This is a genomic window from Niabella beijingensis, from assembly GCF_020034665.1.
In the GTDB taxonomy this organism is placed as follows: domain Bacteria; phylum Bacteroidota; class Bacteroidia; order Chitinophagales; family Chitinophagaceae; genus Niabella; species Niabella beijingensis.
Genome location: NZ_JAIQDI010000001.1, coordinates 1,507,717 through 1,525,781 on the forward strand (window position 1 = coordinate 1,507,717; position 18,065 = coordinate 1,525,781).

Consider the following 18,065-nt stretch of genomic DNA (forward strand, 5'->3'; position numbering starts at 1 on the left):
ATTGCTGATTTAAATTTAGAGGAACATATGAAATCTGCTTCACCTAAAATAATTTTTATGCGCCCCTTGCTGCTTTTATTTCTTTTAAAGATAACACTGACCGGCTGCGCTCAAAAAACAACACCGGAAGTCCGGAACGCCGCTGCATTTGCAAAACTCTTTGGTTATGTCCGCTATTTTCATCCTTCGGATGAAGCAGCATCCATCGACTGGAATAAATTTGCGGTCTATGGCGCAAACGCAGTGTCAGCTGCAACTTCCGATGAAGAACTGATCATTGTCCTGCACCGGTTATTCGATCCTATAGCGCCTTCTGTGCAAATAGGCAAGGCTCCTAAATTTGAGCTTAAAAGTATCACTCCTGCCAACCCAATTGATTATAAACCTGTTTTCTGGTTCCATACAGGCGTTGGACTATCCGACAACAGTATTTATTCCAGCTTGCGGCTGAACCGGCCCAGGCCTATACAAAAAAATTCAAAACGTGAGTTCGCACCTTTTAGCCAGGGTATCGATGCAACACCGCTGCGCAATAAAGAAATCCGGCTGGTAGGCCGGATGAAAGCCAACGTATCGGAAAACAGCGGCGGTCATTTCTGGCTTCGTGTGGATAAAAGCGAAGGAACAGGGTTTTTCTACAACATGGCCGACAGGCCTGTTACGCAAACAAACTGGAACAGCTATGAATTTACAGGCAGGGTCGACAGGGATGCCAATGAAATTTATTTTGGTGGCTTCCTGCAGGGAAAGGGTATTATCTGGGTGGAAGAGATCGCATTGTTCCAAAGAGATAAGGACAGCGATCCCTGGATCCCGGTCAGTATAAAAAACGGTGATTTCAATACACTTGAAGACAGTCTGCCGTCCGGATGGTCGGCAGGACCTGTAAATGGATACAAATTTGCAGTAAGCCATCCTGATACTAAGAATATTCTTCAGATATCTAGCGAGGATCCGGCATCCACGGAGGGGCCCGTTGTAAGCACTATCGACTACCAACAACCTCCTGCCGCAGGCACATTTGTCCAAAAACAGATCCATCCGGATATAAAAGCCATTATCCCGATCTCACTTTACGGAACTCCGGCAACTACCTATCCAGCAGCCGACACAACCGCACTTGCAATACTTAAAGAGGACATCAGCCGGTTTGCGCGTCAGCACAAAACAGCTGATGATCTGTCTGTACGGCTTGGCGCCGTTGTTATTGCCTGGAACATCTTCAAACACTTCTTTCCTTATTGGAATGATGCATCAAAAGATCCCGATGCAATTTTGAATCAGGCACTCAACAAATGTTTTACAGATACAACTCCCCTGGAATTTAAAAATACACTTCTAAAGATGACCGAGCCATTGAACGACGGCCATATCTGGGTAAGCCTGGATGGTGATACCACAGAGGCATACTTCCTGCCCCTGCAACTGGCGCTTGCCGAAAACAGGATTGTCGTTGATGCTGTGCTTGACAGCGCCCTTACAACGGTCAGAAAAGGAGACCTACTGGAGAAGATCGATGGCCAGGCGGTTATGGATCTGTATAAAGAACGCATGGGCACTGTTTCAGGATCGCCGCAATGGAAGTCATACAGAGCGATCTCCGGTCTTATAAACGGTAAAGCAGCTCCGGCGGTAACCATTACCCTGCAGCGTGATGGCAAGCAAATGGAACAGACACTGAGCAGAAGCATGAGCCGGTATCAGTATTATGCAATAACCAATCAGGCAAGCCGAAAAAGCGGAAAGATCGCACAGGGTATCTATTATCTGAACCTGAATACCCTTCCAAAGGATTCGATCGATCAATGGGCCGGTGCGCTTGCCGCTTCAAAGGGAATTATCTGCGACCTGAGGGGCTACCCGAACAGCAACCACAACCTGATCAATTACCTGCTGAAAGAAGAAGAACACACCAAATGGATGTTTGTTCCCAAAACGGCCTACCCCGATCAGGAAAAAACTGAATTCATGGGAGAAGGATGGAATATGAAACCTCAAAACCCGCGGTTTAAGGGAAAAGTGGTCTTCATAACTGATGGAAGGGCGATCAGTTATGCCGAGAGCTTTATGGGCTTTATAAAAGATTTTAAACTGGCTACCATCGTGGGTCAGCCAACTGCAGGCACCAATGGGAATATCAACCCCTTTTCATTACCGGGCGGATATACGGTTTCCTGGACCGGTATGCTGGTGAAGAATCATGATGGCAGCAGGCACCATCTCAAAGGTATCCTACCCGATGTACCAATGGAACGGACCATCAAAGGCATTCGTGGGGGGAAAGATGAGTTCCTTGATAAGGCGCTGGAGATCGTTTCAAAATAACCGTTGGACTACAACAGCTGGTACCTCTTCCCCGGCAGCGTCTGTACGATGTTCTGCATCTCCAGGTTCAGCATGGCCACCGCCACACGGCTGCTGCTTAATCCTGAACGCAGGTGCAGCTCGTCAATACCTGCCTGATTCCGTTCCTTCAATAATTCAACAAGGATCTTTTCTTCAGCAGATAACTCAATAAACAGTTCTCTTGTTTGACGTCCTGATTTCTTTTTAACCGGCCTCCAGCCCAGTGTTTCCAGCAGCTGCCTGCCGTCTATGAGCAATTGTGCACAGTTGGTCTTTATCAGATGATTACAGCCACCGCTTTTTTTATCCGACACCTTCCCCGGAAAGGCGAATACATCCTTATGATAATCATTGGCCAGTTCGGCAGTGATCATACTTCCTCCTTTTACTTCTGTTTCCACTACCACAACGGCATCACTCATTCCTGCCACGATCCGGTTGCGACTGGGGAAATGATGCCGGTCCGGCTCGGTATTGCTGGCAAATTCCGTCAGTAATCCTCCCTGTGTGGTCATTTGCTGTGCCAGGGAATTATGTACCGGCGGATAAATCTTATCTAATCCGTGTGCCAGCACGCCAACGGTTTCCAACCCCGCGCTTAACGAGAACTTATGCGCCAGCGCGTCGATCCCGTATGCCAGTCCGCTTACCACAAGCACACCGCTGTCCTGTAATTCCGCTATCAGCTTTTCACAAATCATCCTTCCGTATTCGGTATGAAGCCGTGAGCCTACAACTGCGATGATCTTCGGCCGGTTCAAACAGGCGTTACCCCTGTAATACAACAGGACAGGCGCATCATAGCAATTCAGCAGCCGCTGGGGATAAGCTGTGTCGGTGATGAACAGCGGGGTGATCTGCTGTTGCTCCACGAACAACGCTTCCTTTTCCGCACGTTCAAAATCTGTGAACTTTTTAATGCGGTCCGCCCGTAATTTTCCCAGCCCTTCGATCCGTTCCAGCGTACTGCTCCGCTCCGTAAAAATCTCTTCAGGGGATAAATGCTGTAATAAAAGCCGGGCAATCACCGGCCCGATATTGGGGATCATTGTCAGCGCAATGCGGTAGACCAAGGGGTGTTCCATCAGGTTTTTCTTTGTACTAAAATACAAAGAATTTATGTGGCAGCATTCCCTTTTTTCATCCCGGCAGGATTTTTCTTAAACGTCCTTCCCGTTCCCGTCCGGAACCGGCAAAACATCGGCGCCAAGCCTCAGGTGCACCTGCGGACGATACACCTCCATCAGTACCGGAACATTTACAGGCGGTTCAAACCGGTATTGCCGGTAAAGCCCGTGTGCATCTTTTGTAGAAAGCATCAACCGGCGCAGCCGCTTTGTCCAGGGCTGCTCCATTAAAAAAGAAAGCATTGCCTTGGAAATACCCCTGCCCCGGTATGCCGGCAATACAAAAAAATCCGCCAGCCACCCAAACGTCGCATAGTCCGTAATCATCCGGCCAAAGGATACCTGCCGGTCTTCAATAAAACCACCGATGCAAAACGAATGCTGCAGCGAGTAGGCCACTGTTTCATAATCGATCCCTTCCGCCCAATAGGATTCTTCCTGTAAAAAACGGTGGATCAGCGGCACATCCATTTGCGCCACACCTGTCCGGATATCAAAATGCTCCATAGTAAAATTTTTACAAAAAAAATAAAAATGATATAATGGATACAGTTACATTTTTTTTTATTTTTATGGACACAGTTCAAACCAGAGCAATGAAACAGGACTTTTTATATGCCACAGCCGCACGCAGTATGGCACTTCAGATCCGTACAGGTGTTTTAAAAGCGGGCGACCGTCTGCCCTCCATCCGCACCTTGTGCAGCGAACAGGGCTTCAGTATCAACACAGCAAAAAGGATCTACCTGGAACTGGAAAAACAGGCGCTGATCGAGTCACGGCCCCAATCGGGGTATTTTGTAAGCAATCGTAAACAGCGCAGGCTGCCGGAGCCGGAGCCTTCGAGTCCGATGCCTGTCAAAAACAGCGGGATGCCCAACCAGCTTATCAGCAAAGTATATGCGACCATGGGTGAAAAGGATCTTACTCTTTTTTCGATAGGCGTTCCTTCCGACAAGCTGCTGCCGCTTTCAACGCTCAACCGGGAGATGACCCGGGCAATGCGGCAACTTCCAGGTAACGGATCCTCTTACGAAGCGTTGCAGGGGAATTCCAGGTTGAGGCAGGCCATCGCCCGCAGGTCATTCTTCTGGGGTGGCCGCCTTTCCCAGGAAGATATTATTACGACCGCAGGAGGAATGAATGCCCTTTCTTTTTGCATGATGGCAATAAGCAGACCCGGTAATACGATCGCTGTGGAAAGCCCCGTTTACCCCGGTATCCTGCAGCTTGCAAGGAGTCTTGGGCTGCGGGTACTGGAGCTGCCAACCCACCCGGAAACCGGCATTGAGATCGGGGCCCTTAAAAAAATGATCCACCGCATCGATCTTTGTTTACTGATAACCAATTTTGGCAATCCGCTGGGAAGCCTGATGCCCGATGCGCATAAAAAGGAACTGGTCCGGCTGCTCGAGACGCATCAGATCCCGCTTATAGAGGATGACCTTTACGGCGATCTGTACTTCGGAAAAAGCCGACCTCAATGTTGCAAGGCCTACGACAGAAGCGGGAATGTGCTCTTATGCAGTTCGGTATCCAAAACCCTGGCACCGGGTTACCGGGTAGGCTGGGTGGCGCCGGGGCGATTTAAAGAACAGTTACTCAACCTCAAATATGTTCACTCCGTTTCTGCCACTGCAATTACCCAGGAAACCGTGGCCCGTTTTTTTGAAAACAACCGTTACGATCACCACCTCCGCCAGTTACGGCATCAGTTACAACTGAACCGCGACCGGTATACGGATGCCATTGCTTCCAGCTTTCCCGGGGGCACAAAGATCAGCCGGCCACAGGGAGGACTGGCACTTTGGGTTGCCCTGGATCCTGCTATCGATACAGCCGTGTTGTATGAACGTGCGATCCGGCAAAAGATCAGTATTGCTCCCGGACGGATGTTCACCCTTCAGGACCAGTACAATCATTGTATGCGGCTTTGTATCGGGCTTCCCTGGACCGATGAGCTGGAAAGAAAACTTAAACAGCTGGGAAAGATCACCGCTGCGCTTTTGTAATTATTGATGCCCGCTGGAGGACCAGCATCAATAGTTGTTTTTCGCAAAATACTATTGCTTCTTTGCATAGAGCAGGTGTGCTATCAATCCCAGCAGTGTAAACCCGAGACCTACCAGCACGGTTCCGTTCCATTGTGCCTGCTTCCAGGCCTGCGCGGCAAGATAGGTTCCTGCAGATCCTCCGATAAAATAACTGAACATATACACCGTATTCAGCCGGTTGTTGGCGCCAAGGTTCAGTGCAAAAAAAGAAGACTGGTTCATGATATGCATCGACTGGAGCCCCAGGTCCAGCAGGATCACTCCGAGAATCAATCCCACATAGGTGTATCCCCCAATATAAAAGACGATCCAGCTCAGTAACAGCAGCAGCAGTGCATACAAAACAATATTGAAAGCGCTAACCTTTCCCGCCATCCTGCCCACCACCGCGGCTGCCAGTGCACCTACCGCTCCGATAATGCCAAAGGAGCCGGCAACCGCCGCACCGGCGTGGAACGGGGCCTCTTCCAGATGGAAAACAAGCGTTGTCCAGAATACACTGAATCCTGCAAAGCCCATGGCTCCGCGAAAAGCGGCCAGCCGAAGTACCGGCTGTGTGCGTGTAAGGTGCCATAAAGACCGCATCAACGATCCGTAACTTCCTTTAAATGTAGGATGCACATCCGGAAGCTTAACAGCCAGTAATCCTGCAAGAAGCACCATGGCCACCGTGGCTATATAATACATCATCTTCCACCCCCAGAGGTCACCCACAAACCCGCTGACCACTCTCGACAGCAATATACCCAGCAAAAGACCGCTCATTACCATTCCGATGACAGCACTTTGTTTTTCTTTTGTTGCAAGTTCAGCGGCCATCGGCACAAACAGCTGCGGCAGCACCGAAGTAAACCCCACCATAAAACTGGCGGCAAAGAGCACGCCAACAGAAGGCGCCACGGTCATGCCCAGCAGCGATACTATGATTCCGCCAAAAGCGGCAATGATCAGGCGTTTGCGCCGCAGCATATCCCCCAATGGCACAATGAACAATAATCCAAAGGCAAAGCCCACCTGTGTCAGCATGGCAATATTGCTGATACGGCCTTCGCTCACTCCAAAATCACGTGCCATCAGCCCCAGCAGCGGCTGGTTGTAGTAATTGTTACCCACCACTATCCCTGTTGCAACGGTCATCAGCCAAAGTACACCGCGTGTAAGCGGCGGCTTTGCCGGGCTTGCGGCGCTTTCCATTTTTTTCAGCACCCGCACGGGAGCTGCTGTTCCTGTTATAATCTCTGTATCCATTATCAGTTTTTTTCCGGAGCATTCCTCCGTAGCGGGAGCATCTTATCTTACCCGGTATAATAAGGAAAAGCCCCGGGGGGCTCTTCCTTTGCTGAACAGTTATAAAAAATCGTACCCATCACATCCTCAGTTGTTTTTATAACCCGCTCTTTGAAGTCTTTTCGAGAAGACTTACGATTTCTTTATATCCTCTTGCCCTTGCATGCTGCAATGCGGTACTACCATCATGATCCGGTATATTGATGTTACAACCGGCTGCAATAAGCGTCTGTACCACTGCTGCATACCGTTTGCTTCCGTCCCCCAGCAGCACGGCCTCCATCAGGGCAGTCCAGCCCAGCCGGTTTATATGATCAATGGGGAATCCTTTTGTATTCGCCAGCAGGTTTACCACATCCAGATGACCGCGTTCACAAGCCGGGATCAGGGCCGTTCCGTTGTACCGGTTAAATACATCAAACCGGGCTCCGTTCGCAAGAAACAGCTTTACCAGTTCCGTAAATCCTGCAGCCCCGGCATAGAGAAACGGACTGTCCTGTATCTGATCCTGCTGGTTCACATCCGCACCGTGTGCCAGCAGGAGTTGTGCCATTTCCCGGTTATTAGCCTGTGTGGCGATGAGCAACAGGGATCGTTTATTCTTATCAGTCGTGTTTACATTATCCCCTTTTTTCAATGCGGCCTCCACAACAGACAGCTGGTTTTTTTCCACCGCTTCAATGATAACCGTGTTCTGACCATTCATATCGGAAATAGTTGTTTTTGTTTGACAGGAGTTCAAAAAAAGCATGGAAAATATCAGGAGCAACTGGTGCATAACATATCATTTAAAATACAATACTTCCTTTGTGGATCAACGAACGCACCGGAGAGATCCTGGAAACTGCTTCTGCCGAGCAGCTTGCATCCACCAGCACCAGGTCGGCCGGATCCCCTACCTTCGGCCATTGCCGGTTGCCTTTATCATCTAACGGCAGTACATTGTGTGTAGCCAGTTTCAATATCCGCGACAAGCCGAATTCGGTGTTATATCCATATAACTGGGCGGCAAGATTTGCTTTTTGCAGCACACTTCCCGAACCGAAAGTGCTCCAGTGATCGATAATACAATCGTTCCCCGCCCTTACGTCAACCCCATACTTATACAATGTGGGAATGGGCATGATCGTTCCGCCAAAGGGGATGGTTGAAATAATTCCTATTTGTGCGCCGGCCAGCTTTTCGGCCACTTCCTCCAGTTTGGGCTTTTCCAGTTTTGCCAGGGCAAAGCTGTGACTGATAAAGGTCTTTCCCTTCAACAGGGGATTCTCGTTTACTTTATCAATGAGGTAAAGGATCGTTTTCAAACCGGATTCGCCACCTTCATGTAAATGGATGTCAATGCCCTTTTGATGATCCAGCGCCAGCTGTACCACAAAGTCCATACTTTTTTCAATGCTGCCGTCTATTGTCGCCGGATCCAGTCCGCCGATAAAATCCACGCCCATCTGTGCCGCTTCTTTCATCAATCCGGCAGCATCGGTATAATAGATGCCATGTTGCGGAAAAGCCACCAGCTCCGCGTCGAAGGAGTCTTTTTTATTGTCCAGTGCCTTTTGCAGATGCTGCAAAGAATCCAGTTTGGATGTAGGCTCAATATTCACATGGCTCCGTGCAAAATTGCTGCCTTTCGACTGCAGCAATTCGATCAGCTTCTCTGCCTTATAGGTAGAAGTTTTTAGCAGTTCCGGAATGATCTGTTGTTCCAGCGCGATCATCCCCTTTACACCACCACCCTTCCGGTTGGTCGCCTTCCATTTTTCTCCGTAATAGGTCTTATCCAGGTGGATGTGCATTTCCTTAAAAGCCGGCAACAACAGCAGCCCTTTGGCATCGGTACCGGCACCTGTAGTATTGTTGGGTAATAGCGCGCTGATCTTCCCGTCATTGATCTCAATAGTGAACAACTCCGTTTTTGTAGCGCTCACCTCTCCTTCTTCATATTCAAATCCTGTTTCCAGCAGCACATTCTTCAGGCGGAGCAGCTTTCCTGCCGCAGGCAACTTTTCACCTGCAGCAACGGTCTGGCCGGTTGCCAGTAAACCGCTGCCTGCTGCAAACAGGATCGAAGAGTTCTTGATAAAATCCTTTCTGGAAATAGACCGGGGAGCCATAATGATTGTTTTAGTTTACAAAGGTAATCCGGCCCCCGTCGCCGCTGATGGAGGATTCATGCCATAACTTGTAAAATTTATAACTGCCCCCGGAATGCTTTGGGAGACAATCCGGTCTGTGTCTTGAAGAAATTGGAAAAATAAGCCAGATCGCTAAAACCCAGTTCAAAGGCAATTTCCTTTACCGATTTTTCCGTGGCCTGCATCAGCCGTTTGGCCTCAAGTACCACCCGGTTCTGTATCAGAAAGGTGGCAGGCACATTAAAATGCCGTTTACAAAGTATGTTCAGGTAATTGGGGGTTATGTGAAGCTGGCGGGCATAAAAGGCCACCGATTTCTCGTCCCTGAAATGGAGGTCGACAAGCGAATGATATTTGTATAAAACAGGTTTGGTGCGGTACACCGTAAGATCTTCAAACCGGCGTTCTGCTTCCCGGCTCACCAGCTCCGCTATCAGCCTGCTTCTGAGGTTAACAATACCCCATTGCACCGGCTTCAGGGCAAGTTCCTCCTCCACGGCACGGAATTCATACAATATTTTTTGAAAAACCGCAGGAGAAAGATCAATAACGGGATGGTTCTGGTACAACACAAAAGAAAAACGCAGTGAATCGGAGAACGTCTCAAAAACAGGCCGGCTCACCATCAGCTGGTAGCCGGATGTATTCTTACCCAGGTGCCAGCTGTGTACCTGATCGGGGAACAAAAGATGGAGTTGTCTTCCCCTGATCTTGTAATCGGTAAAGTCGATCGAATGCACCCCGCTTCCTTTATCAAATAAAAGAAAAACAAAAAAATCATGCTTATGCGGTTTTTCGATGTGCCGCTCACCATGGATCTCATGATACAGCAGGCTGCTTTCTGTCTGCAACACATCCCGGAAATCATTGATCCCAAGAACAGGAAAATCGTCCTTTATTCTCACACAGGGAAGTTACAACATTTCGGATGGATGCTGCTATTTTGAGACAGGCATAAAACCGGCATACGCTTCTTTCAGCAGCCGAAGAAAAACAGGCAGTGCCGGCTGGGGGTTCTGCGGATCAAAAACAACAAGTGTAGTTGTAGTAACACCCAATTTTGGCAGGGACTTAAAATCCAGCTCGGGGTGGTGAAACAACCGTTTCGCAGACGCCGGCACAATGGCAATCCCCGTTCCATTTGCTACCAGCTCCAGGATGGATGGCATATTATTGCATTCGTGCAGGATGTGTGGCTCAAAGCCCAGCTGACGACAACAATGAATGAACTGCTGATGATAGTCCGGCGCATACTCTTTATTGAACGAAACAAAGGGCTGCTCTGCTATACCCGTGCCTGTCAGCTTCAGCCCGCGGGGTTTTGCCAGGCAAAATGGTTCTGTCAGTAACGCCTGCTTTTCCAGTTGTGGTGCCAAAACCGGTGACCGTACAATACCAAGATCCAGTGCCCCGCTCTCCAGAGCCGTAAGCTGACGTTGTGTTGACGTTTCATAAAGGTTTACACGTAAAAAAGGGTAGTGTTCTTGTACCGTTTTCAGCACGGCTGCAAGAATACTTTTAGGTGTAGCGCTGATATAACCCAGCCGGAAAGTACCCGCAACCGAATCCTGGATCTGTCGCGCCTTTATCTTTGCCTTTTCCAGTTGCCGTAACAGTGCCGTGCTTTCCGACAGAAAATAGGTCCCCGCTTCTGTGAGCCGGACCCGTTTGTTATTCCGTTCAAACAGGAGCACGCCTAATTCTGTTTCCAGCTCCTTTATCTGGCGGCTCAGCGGTGGCTGGGAAATAAACAGCCTTGATGCCGCTCTTCCAAAATGCAATTCTTCCGCGAGGGTTGTAAAGTAGATCAGATGCCGGAGTTCCATGATACCTGTAAAGTATTATTTAATGATAAAAATAGCATTTTTAAAGTATCAGTTACCGTTCTACTTTTGAATCAAAACAGCAGCATGGAACACAAATCAACTTTAAAAGAAATCGAAGAACGTTTTGACAGGGATGTAGCGCGTTTTTCAAACCTTGAAACCGGGCAGCAGACCACACTGGATGCAGCATTTAACATGGAACTGATCACCAGCGGCATCGCAACCGCTGTACCCGGTCTGAAAAAACTGCTTGATATCGGTTGCGGAGCAGGCAATTATCCCGTAAAACTGCTTTCCAAGTTAACTACTGATCCTGAAGTTACATTGGTGGACCTGAGTCAGCCCATGCTGGACCGGGCACTGGAGCGGGTACAGCCCCTTACCACCGGGAAAGTAACTACGGTAAAGGCTGATTTCCGGACAGCCGTACTGGAAGAGAACACCTACTGTATCATCATCGCCACAGCAACCCTCCATCACCTGAGAGACGATGCGGATTGGGAAACGGCATTCTCAAAATTTTACCGGTTGCTGAAGCCCGGTGGCAGCATCTGGATCTTTGATTTTGTGGCACATGATCAGCCCGCACTACAGGAGCTGTTTTTCAGGCAGTACTACGGCAACTATTTGACGGATCTGAAAGATGAGGCTTACCGGGATCATGTATTCGCTTATGTGGAAAAAGAAGATACCCCCAGAAGTGTTTTGTATCAGACCGATTTATTACGCAAAACGGGCTTCCGGTCTGTTGAACTGCTGCATAAAAATCTTTGTTTCGCTTCCTTTGTGGCTTTTAAATAGTAGTTCCTGTTCCCGAAAAGGAAGACAATTTGCCAGTCTTGGCAATCTTGTCGAAATTTGTCTGCATCGCCGGAGGCACTAATAAATAAATATAGTCATGACAGGTCTGACCCCTTATCTCAATGCCATGAGAAGCTTCTTTAATACAGGAGCCACCCGCCCTCCTGAATTCAGAAAAAAACAGTTGCAGCTATTAAAAGAACAGCTCCTGAAATACGAGGAAGCACTGAACCAGGCCCTGTTTGAAGACCTCCATAAAAGCAGGGAAGAAGTATGGATAACAGAGACCGGAATGGTACTTTCCGAGATCAATACTGCCATCAAAGGGATTGATGAATGGACGGCTCCGCAACCGGTTCCTACCAATTTTGTCAATCTGCCCGGAAAAAGCAGCATTCTTTATGAACCCCTGGGAGTGGTGCTCATTATCGCCCCCTGGAATTACCCGTTCCAGCTGTTATTTATGCCCCTGATCGGCGCCATTGCAGCGGGCAACTGTGTGGTACTGAAACCCAGTGAGCTGGCCACTTCCACGGAAAAAGTAATGGGGCAGCTTATCAATGAGGCTTTTGCTCCTGAATACATCCGGTATGTGCCGGGGGACGGGGCCTCCGTCATTCCTGCGTTAATGGACAACTTCCGGTTCGATCATGTGTTCTACACCGGGAGCACCGCAGTGGGGAAGATCATTTATCAGAAAGCAGCTGCACAACTCAGTCCCGTAACCCTTGAGCTTGGGGGGAAAAGTCCGTGCATCATTACCCGCAGTGCCCCTTTAAAGGTTGCCGCGCGTCGGATCATCAATGTAAAATTCTCCAATGCAGGTCAGATGTGCATTACACCTGATTACCTGCTGGTGCATAACGAAGTGAAAGCGGCCTTTATCCAGCTGTTAAAAACAACACTGCTGAAGTTTTATGGTGAAAATCCCATTACCAGCTATGACTATGGCCGCATCATCAATCCTAAGCACTTTCATCGGCTTAAAGGTCTTATGGAGGGCCAGCAATTGCTGCATGGCGGGGAGCACAACGAGGACCAGTTGTTTATTGCGCCTACCCTGATTGATAACCCTTCCCTGGAAAGCCCGGTGATGAAGGAAGAAATATTCGGACCGCTACTCCCTGTGATCGGTTATGAAACCGAAGAAGCGGCCATGGCAGTCATCCGGCAAAATCCGGATCCGCTGGCCTTTTATGTATTCACTAATGACAAGAAAGAAGCGGACCGCTGGCTGCAGCAGGTACCCTTTGGCGGCGGTTGCGTAAATACCGCAGCATTACATTACCTGAACAAGCACCTCCCTTTCGGCGGAAGGGGCAACAGCGGTATCGGCCGTTATCACGGCCGGTTCTCATTCGAGACATTCAGCCATGCAAAAGGTATTCTAAAAGCCCATACCTGGCCAGACATACCACTGGCTTACCCTTCATTAAAAGGGAAACTCAATACGCTGAAACGTGTCATTAAATAAAATCGCTTTGCTAAAAGGGAACAAGAGAAACGTTACGCTCCTGTTTCATCTGCCACGTCCGCATCAGGCGCATTTTTTTTAACGGACTCAATGCCGTTTTCGCGGGCAGCTTCGGATTCATACAGCTCGCTTTTCCCGATCACCTGGCCATTGCCGGCCTTCAGGTTAAAAAAGGGTTTGTTGTTTGTAGATGTCTTCCGGTCATAATTGGCATCATCCGGTGCATTTTTCTTCACGGAAGCAATGCCATTATCGCAGGCAGCCCGGGTAGTGTATCCTTCGCTTGTAAGGATCACCTGGCCATTACCGGCTTTCAGGTTGAACTGGAATTCTCCGTTGGTACGTTTGGTGATTACAAATTTGCCCATAGTTTTTTATTAAAGTTGGCACAATAATCAAACAGAAACAAATAATTTTTTACGCGGCTAAAGACCCAGTACCGCCTTCAGCTTTCCGTATCCGTTACGACTCACATTAATTTTTGTTCCGTTTTTGAGGATCGCCACATGCCCGTCTTTCTCATATGGGTCAATACGGGTGATCTCCTGGATGTTGACGATATAGGAACGGTGACTGCGCACAAACATATCGGTAGGCAGGAATGCCTCAAAAAAGGACATGGTTTTGTTCTTGAGAAAATAGCCATCCTTTGTAAATATCTTTACAAAATCATCTGCCGCTTCAAGATACAGTACTTCCTGAACAGGTATGATCTTGATCTTGCTGCCATTCTTTACAACGATACGGTTATTTGAACTGGGCAGCTGCACATCATTCAGCAGCTCCTGGGTGTTAGTCTGACTGGTTTTATGCTGTGCCAGGAATTTGTTTACCGCCTTATCAAAGCGCTCCTGGTCAAAAGGTTTCAACAGGTAATCAACCGCATGTGCTTCAAACGCCTTGATGGCATATTCATCAAAGGCGGTGGCAAAGATCACCGCAGGCGGCTCCTCTATCAGTTCCAGCATTTCAAAACCGCTGATCTTTGGCATCTGTATATCCAGGAAAATAAGATCCGGCTTGTGTTCCTGGATCGCTTTCATTCCTTCAAAACCGTCTCCACACTCCGCCACCAGCTCCAGCTGCGGGTATTTCTGAAGGTATTCCTTTACCATGCTTCTTGCCAAAAACTCATCATCAATAATTATAACTTTACTCATGGGTGTTGCGGTATTTTAACGATTGTGTAATAGATATTATCTTTTGTTTTTGTAGCCAGGAGATCATTCCTGCCATACAGCAGGTATAATCTTCTTTTTATAGAGCTCAGACCAAAACCCGTTCCTGTTTTTGGCAGCGAGGTTTCAGGATCAAACGGATTGGTTACCATGATGCACAGCTCCGATAGTTCTCTTGTGGTTGTAATGGTGATCAGTGTTTCCCCGATCGTATCATAAAGCCCGAACTTGATTGCATTCTCAACAATAGGTTGCAGCAGCAATGTAGGCAGCTGCAGTTCTTTTGTATCCTCTTCCACTACAATGGAGGTCATCAGCCGGTTTCCAAAACGCACTTTTTCGATCTCCAAATATAAGTTCAAATAATTGATCTCCTCTGTGAGTGAGATCATTTGAGATTCTTCTTTTTTCAATGTCCCCCGCAGGAAGTCGGACAGTTGCTGTACCATTTTACGGGCCTGCTGGGGATTCAGCCCGATCAGGGCGTTGATCGAATTGAGGCTGTTGAATAAAAAGTGGGGCTGCAGTTGCTGGCGGAGTTTAAACAGTTCCGCTTCGCGGGACAGCCGGTCCGCATCGGTACGCCGCTGCTCCACCTTTTGCCGTTCCACCCAGTTGTACCATAAAATAGCAGCGATCGTTAATATAGTAAGCACAAGGAAGGCAAAGCCCGCCCGGTAGATAAGTGATTTGGCGAGGAATGCGAGATAGGCTTCCGAATCATCCAGGAATATTTTCAGGAAGGTGTTTGAAACAAACAGCCACAGGCCCGTAACGATCAGGCAGGAAGCAATTACGCTGGAGTACTGGTAAGCAGAGGGAAGATAATACCTTGTAATATTCAGCATCAGCAATCCGCTTAACAATAAAAGGAAATTACTCAGTAAGCTGTCGGTAAGAACAATGTATAAGGGAAACTCGAAAGAGTTCAGCAAAAACGCCTGCAGGTTTACCAGCACCACCCATCCGATGATCAGGGAGATGAGGAATCGTTTTGCTGTTAACGGAGAGGACGACACTTAAATTGGATTGTTTGAGATTTGAATCCCGGTTTGCCGCCGGGATACGATTTAATATGTTACAGAGTATTTTACCCAGTCACTTTTCACTATTCACCTTTTCACTTTTTCAGTCCTCCTAAAAACTCTTGATATCAATGCCCCCTAAAATTACGGTACCTTTCAACACAAGCGTTTTTGTAGTATCCACATTTCCCATAGAAACGCGTTTGTCCTTTACTTCTCCCATAATAGCCACTGCTTCGGAGATCACATTCCAGTGAGAAGGTATCAGCAATGTAGCGCCGCCAAAGATAGCCGTCACTTCCAACACCGCAGTGCCACTGATATCCGCCTGCAACAGGTCAATCTCGCTGCCTCCGAACACATTCACCATATCTCCTCCCCGGAAGTTTTTGGACAATACCTTTTTCTTGGTTCCGCCAAAAATAGAAGTGGCATCAACGATATCTTCATTGCTGACACTTCCCCTGTAGGTCTTTTTGCCGGTCGGTTCCCCCGTATTGGGATCCTGAGTGATAAAATCATACGATTTTCTGGGTCTCAGGATAAAGAACAAACCGGCGCCGATCAGGGCTATTGGAAAGATGAACTTGCGCAGGGAGTTAAAAAGAAAGAATTCATTTACAAGGAATAAGGATCCCACCAGGATCAGGATCAACCAGCCGGGGCCCTGGAAATTTTTGCGGAACCCGATAAACAGTCCCAGCACGATCAGGAACATTTGCCAGGAAAGCATAAAGTCGGGAAAGATAAAGCCCATTCTTCTCAGCAGGTACACAACACCGATCAGCACCAGGAACAGCCCGATCCAGATATGCCCTTTGGCATTGCGTTCGCGAAAGGAAGGCGGTTGCGGCGGGGCATTTTTATCAGAAAAGTCGGTCTTTTCTGATTTGTTATAGAATTCGGTATTGTACGGATTATTTTCACTCATTGTTCAAATTTTATGTAAAAATACCCCCCTAAGATAGGCCTTACAACAGATTTTTCGCATGTAAACGCCAGATATCGGTAAATGGGCGGATTGCCACGGCGAATGACAATACCGAGATCCGGAAAAAAATCCACACCCGGCGAAAACACACTGTTTCAGACCACAAATTTAAATTTTTGGCCGTCAAACAGGCCCTTATCACTTAGTTTTAAGGCCGGTATCACCAGCAATGCCATGAAGGACAGTGTCATAAACGGAGCCGAAAGTGTGGAGCCCATTTCTTTCACCATCCGGTCGATGGCGGTATAGGCTGCCGCCACCTTGTAACCATCGGCATTGCTCATCAGACCCGCCACCGGCAACGGTACAATCGCCTCGTTATCACCGTTTACAGCTGCTACCCCGCCTTTTTCCGCGATCACCAGGTTGACCGCCCTGCACAGACTTTCATCATCAACACCTACGGCAATGATATTATGGCTGTCATGTGCAACAGAAGAAGCCAGCGCGCCGGTCTTCAAACCAAAATTCTTTATAAAAGTGGTAGCCGGTACTGCTTCTTTGTAACGGTTTACTACTGTTATTTTTAACAGATCACGGGAAGGATCGCTTACAAAAAATCCCTCCGCTATTTTTGGCTCTAGTTGTAAGGGGTTGGTAATCAGCTGTCCGTCGAGTGCCTCGATCACGGGTATACGTGCTGCCCCGGTAGCAGTTATCGCGAAATCAGCCGCTTTTTTGGGCAGACAGTTAAACTGGTTAATGATACCAGCACCGGGCGTCTGGATCAGGGATCGTCCGTCGGCAGCTACCGGTATCCCATTGATCACTGTCCGGATCGTTTTAAAATGCTTCAGATCCTGCACCACAATAAAATCCGCAGGATCTCCTTCCCGGAGCAAGCCCACCGGAAGTTTGTAATGCAATACAGGATTGATACAAGCCGCCTGCAACACATGGAATACGTCGATGTTCTTTGCAACGGCCCGCGCACAGAGCTGATCGATATGTCCCGCTTCAAGGCTATCCGGGTGTTTGTCATCACTGCAGAACATGATTTCCTTGGGGTAATCCCGCAACAGGTCAATAAGTGCTTCAAAATTCCTGGCGGCACTTCCCTCCCGGATAAGGATCTTCATTCCTGCCTTTAGCTTATCCAGTGCTTCCTCCCTGGTAAAACATTCATGATCGGTTCCCGGAAGGCCGGGTGCAGCGATCGAACCGGCATACCGCTGTGCATCCGCACCGCGCAATCCCGGAGCATGCCCGTCTACCGGTTTTCCTGCCGCATGGGCGGCCTTTATTTTATCGATCACTTCCGGGTCTCCGGCCAGTACACCCGGAAAGTTCATCATCTCGCTGAGGTAACGTATTTTAGGATTTGCCAGCAGCGTTGTTACCGCCTCCACTCCAAGCGAAGCACCGGCCGTTTCAAATGCTGTAGCCGGGACGCAGCTGGGGGCGCCGAAATTAAACTTAAACGGTACCGTATTCCCGTTGTCGATCATGTATTGTACCCCTTCCATCCCGCAAACATTGGCAATCTCGTGCGGATCGCTTACCGTGGCCACTGTACCATGCACCACTGCCAGCCGTGCAAATTCCGATGGCACCAGCATGCTGCTTTCTATGTGCACATGACTGTCTACAAAACCCGGTAAGAGATAGGGCTCCCCGGCAATCTCTTTTTCTTCCAGTATTTCGATCTGCCTGATGCCTTCCTTATCAAACCCGATTGCCGCAAAACAGATCTTTCGCCGCATGATATCTACAAGGTTGCCTTTAACCTGCTCCATTCTTTTAACATTTGGGTAAATGTAAAAAATGTTTCAGATAAACGCTTCGGGTCCCGGCAGTATATGTCGATACGAATACAGGAAG

The 18,065-nt window shown here is 48.4% G+C and carries 16 protein-coding genes; 4 read left to right on the forward strand and 12 right to left on the reverse strand.

What is annotated here, in order from left to right; genetic code table 11:
- Positions 1-57: 57 nt before the first annotated feature.
- Complete coding sequence (locus K7B07_RS06360) at positions 58-2,325, forward strand: S41 family peptidase (RefSeq protein WP_223708333.1); 2,268 nt, start codon at positions 58-60, stop codon at positions 2,323-2,325.
- A gap of 8 nt (positions 2,326-2,333) precedes the next feature.
- On the opposite strand, the gene dprA is transcribed toward K7B07_RS06360, so the two are convergent.
- Both dprA and K7B07_RS06370 read right to left on the reverse strand, forming a co-directional pair.
- The gene (gene dprA, locus K7B07_RS06365; RefSeq protein ID WP_223708335.1) at positions 2,334-3,431 is read right to left on the reverse strand and encodes a DNA-processing protein DprA; all 1,098 of its coding nucleotides are present in this window, start codon (positions 3,429-3,431) and stop codon (positions 2,334-2,336) included.
- 75 nt (positions 3,432-3,506) lie between these two features.
- The gene (locus K7B07_RS06370) at positions 3,507-3,980 is read right to left on the reverse strand and encodes a GNAT family N-acetyltransferase (protein ID WP_223708337.1); all 474 of its coding nucleotides are present in this window, start codon (positions 3,978-3,980) and stop codon (positions 3,507-3,509) included.
- 89 nt (positions 3,981-4,069) lie between these two features.
- Between K7B07_RS06370 and K7B07_RS06375 the strand changes: the two genes are divergently transcribed.
- Complete coding sequence (locus tag K7B07_RS06375) at positions 4,070-5,485, forward strand: aminotransferase-like domain-containing protein (protein WP_223708338.1); 1,416 nt, start codon at positions 4,070-4,072, stop codon at positions 5,483-5,485.
- Between the two features lie 51 nt (positions 5,486-5,536).
- Here K7B07_RS06375 and K7B07_RS06380 read toward each other — a convergent pair whose 3' ends face one another.
- From K7B07_RS06380 to K7B07_RS06400, 5 genes are all read right to left on the reverse strand, one after another.
- Complete coding sequence (locus K7B07_RS06380; protein ID WP_223708340.1) at positions 5,537-6,775, reverse strand: MFS transporter; 1,239 nt, start codon at positions 6,773-6,775, stop codon at positions 5,537-5,539.
- A 136-nt stretch (positions 6,776-6,911) separates the two neighbouring features.
- On the reverse strand, positions 6,912-7,592 hold the full coding sequence (locus K7B07_RS06385; RefSeq protein ID WP_223708341.1) for an ankyrin repeat domain-containing protein: 681 nt from the start codon (positions 7,590-7,592) through the stop codon (positions 6,912-6,914).
- A 10-nt stretch (positions 7,593-7,602) separates the two neighbouring features.
- Positions 7,603-8,928, reverse strand: coding sequence for an amidohydrolase (locus K7B07_RS06390; RefSeq protein ID WP_223708343.1), 1,326 nt, complete (start codon positions 8,926-8,928; stop codon positions 7,603-7,605).
- 77 nt (positions 8,929-9,005) lie between these two features.
- A complete protein-coding gene (locus K7B07_RS06395) occupies positions 9,006-9,854 on the reverse strand; it encodes a helix-turn-helix domain-containing protein (RefSeq protein ID WP_223708344.1) in 849 nt (282 codons plus the stop codon).
- Between the two features lie 33 nt (positions 9,855-9,887).
- On the reverse strand, positions 9,888-10,775 hold the full coding sequence (locus K7B07_RS06400) for a LysR family transcriptional regulator (protein WP_223708346.1): 888 nt from the start codon (positions 10,773-10,775) through the stop codon (positions 9,888-9,890).
- 84 nt (positions 10,776-10,859) lie between these two features.
- Here K7B07_RS06400 and K7B07_RS06405 point away from each other — a divergent pair, with 84 nt between their 5' ends.
- The gene (locus tag K7B07_RS06405) at positions 10,860-11,576 is read left to right on the forward strand and encodes a class I SAM-dependent methyltransferase (protein ID WP_223708348.1); all 717 of its coding nucleotides are present in this window, start codon (positions 10,860-10,862) and stop codon (positions 11,574-11,576) included.
- A gap of 97 nt (positions 11,577-11,673) precedes the next feature.
- The gene (locus K7B07_RS06410; RefSeq protein ID WP_223708350.1) at positions 11,674-13,050 is read left to right on the forward strand and encodes an aldehyde dehydrogenase family protein; all 1,377 of its coding nucleotides are present in this window, start codon (positions 11,674-11,676) and stop codon (positions 13,048-13,050) included.
- 32 nt (positions 13,051-13,082) lie between these two features.
- Here the strand turns inward: K7B07_RS06410 and K7B07_RS06415 are convergent, their stop codons facing one another.
- From K7B07_RS06415 to ade, 5 genes are all read right to left on the reverse strand, one after another.
- A complete protein-coding gene (locus K7B07_RS06415) occupies positions 13,083-13,418 on the reverse strand; it encodes a YegP family protein (RefSeq protein ID WP_223708352.1) in 336 nt (111 codons plus the stop codon).
- Between the two features lie 57 nt (positions 13,419-13,475).
- The gene (locus tag K7B07_RS06420; protein WP_223708353.1) at positions 13,476-14,210 is read right to left on the reverse strand and encodes a LytR/AlgR family response regulator transcription factor; all 735 of its coding nucleotides are present in this window, start codon (positions 14,208-14,210) and stop codon (positions 13,476-13,478) included.
- The gene (locus tag K7B07_RS06425) at positions 14,207-15,247 is read right to left on the reverse strand and encodes a sensor histidine kinase (protein WP_223708355.1); all 1,041 of its coding nucleotides are present in this window, start codon (positions 15,245-15,247) and stop codon (positions 14,207-14,209) included. Before K7B07_RS06425 ends, K7B07_RS06420 begins: the two co-directional genes overlap by 4 nt.
- A 118-nt stretch (positions 15,248-15,365) precedes the next feature.
- A complete protein-coding gene (locus K7B07_RS06430) occupies positions 15,366-16,184 on the reverse strand; it encodes a LiaF transmembrane domain-containing protein (protein WP_223708357.1) in 819 nt (272 codons plus the stop codon).
- Between the two features lie 155 nt (positions 16,185-16,339).
- Complete coding sequence (ade, locus tag K7B07_RS06435; protein ID WP_223708359.1) at positions 16,340-17,980, reverse strand: adenine deaminase; 1,641 nt, start codon at positions 17,978-17,980, stop codon at positions 16,340-16,342.
- Positions 17,981-18,065: the final 85 nt, after the last annotated feature.

Coding starts and splice junctions, on each gene's coding strand:
- K7B07_RS06360 (WP_223708333.1), top strand. CDS start 58: ATGCGCCCCTTGCTGCTTTTATTTCTTTTAAAGATAACACTGACCGGC.
- dprA (WP_223708335.1), bottom strand. CDS start 3,431: ATGGAACACCCCTTGGTCTACCGCATTGCGCTGACAATGATCCCCAAT.
- K7B07_RS06370 (WP_223708337.1), bottom strand. CDS start 3,980: ATGGAGCATTTTGATATCCGGACAGGTGTGGCGCAAATGGATGTGCCG.
- K7B07_RS06375 (WP_223708338.1), top strand. CDS start 4,070: ATGAAACAGGACTTTTTATATGCCACAGCCGCACGCAGTATGGCACTT.
- K7B07_RS06380 (WP_223708340.1), bottom strand. CDS start 6,775: ATGGATACAGAGATTATAACAGGAACAGCAGCTCCCGTGCGGGTGCTG.
- K7B07_RS06385 (WP_223708341.1), bottom strand. CDS start 7,592: ATGCACCAGTTGCTCCTGATATTTTCCATGCTTTTTTTGAACTCCTGT.
- K7B07_RS06390 (WP_223708343.1), bottom strand. CDS start 8,928: ATGGCTCCCCGGTCTATTTCCAGAAAGGATTTTATCAAGAACTCTTCG.
- K7B07_RS06400 (WP_223708346.1), bottom strand. CDS start 10,775: ATGGAACTCCGGCATCTGATCTACTTTACAACCCTCGCGGAAGAATTG.
- K7B07_RS06405 (WP_223708348.1), top strand. CDS start 10,860: ATGGAACACAAATCAACTTTAAAAGAAATCGAAGAACGTTTTGACAGG.
- K7B07_RS06410 (WP_223708350.1), top strand. CDS start 11,674: ATGACAGGTCTGACCCCTTATCTCAATGCCATGAGAAGCTTCTTTAAT.
- K7B07_RS06415 (WP_223708352.1), bottom strand. CDS start 13,418: ATGGGCAAATTTGTAATCACCAAACGTACCAACGGAGAATTCCAGTTC.
- K7B07_RS06420 (WP_223708353.1), bottom strand. CDS start 14,210: ATGAGTAAAGTTATAATTATTGATGATGAGTTTTTGGCAAGAAGCATG.
- K7B07_RS06430 (WP_223708357.1), bottom strand. CDS start 16,184: ATGAGTGAAAATAATCCGTACAATACCGAATTCTATAACAAATCAGAA.
- ade (WP_223708359.1), bottom strand. CDS start 17,980: ATGGAGCAGGTTAAAGGCAACCTTGTAGATATCATGCGGCGAAAGATC.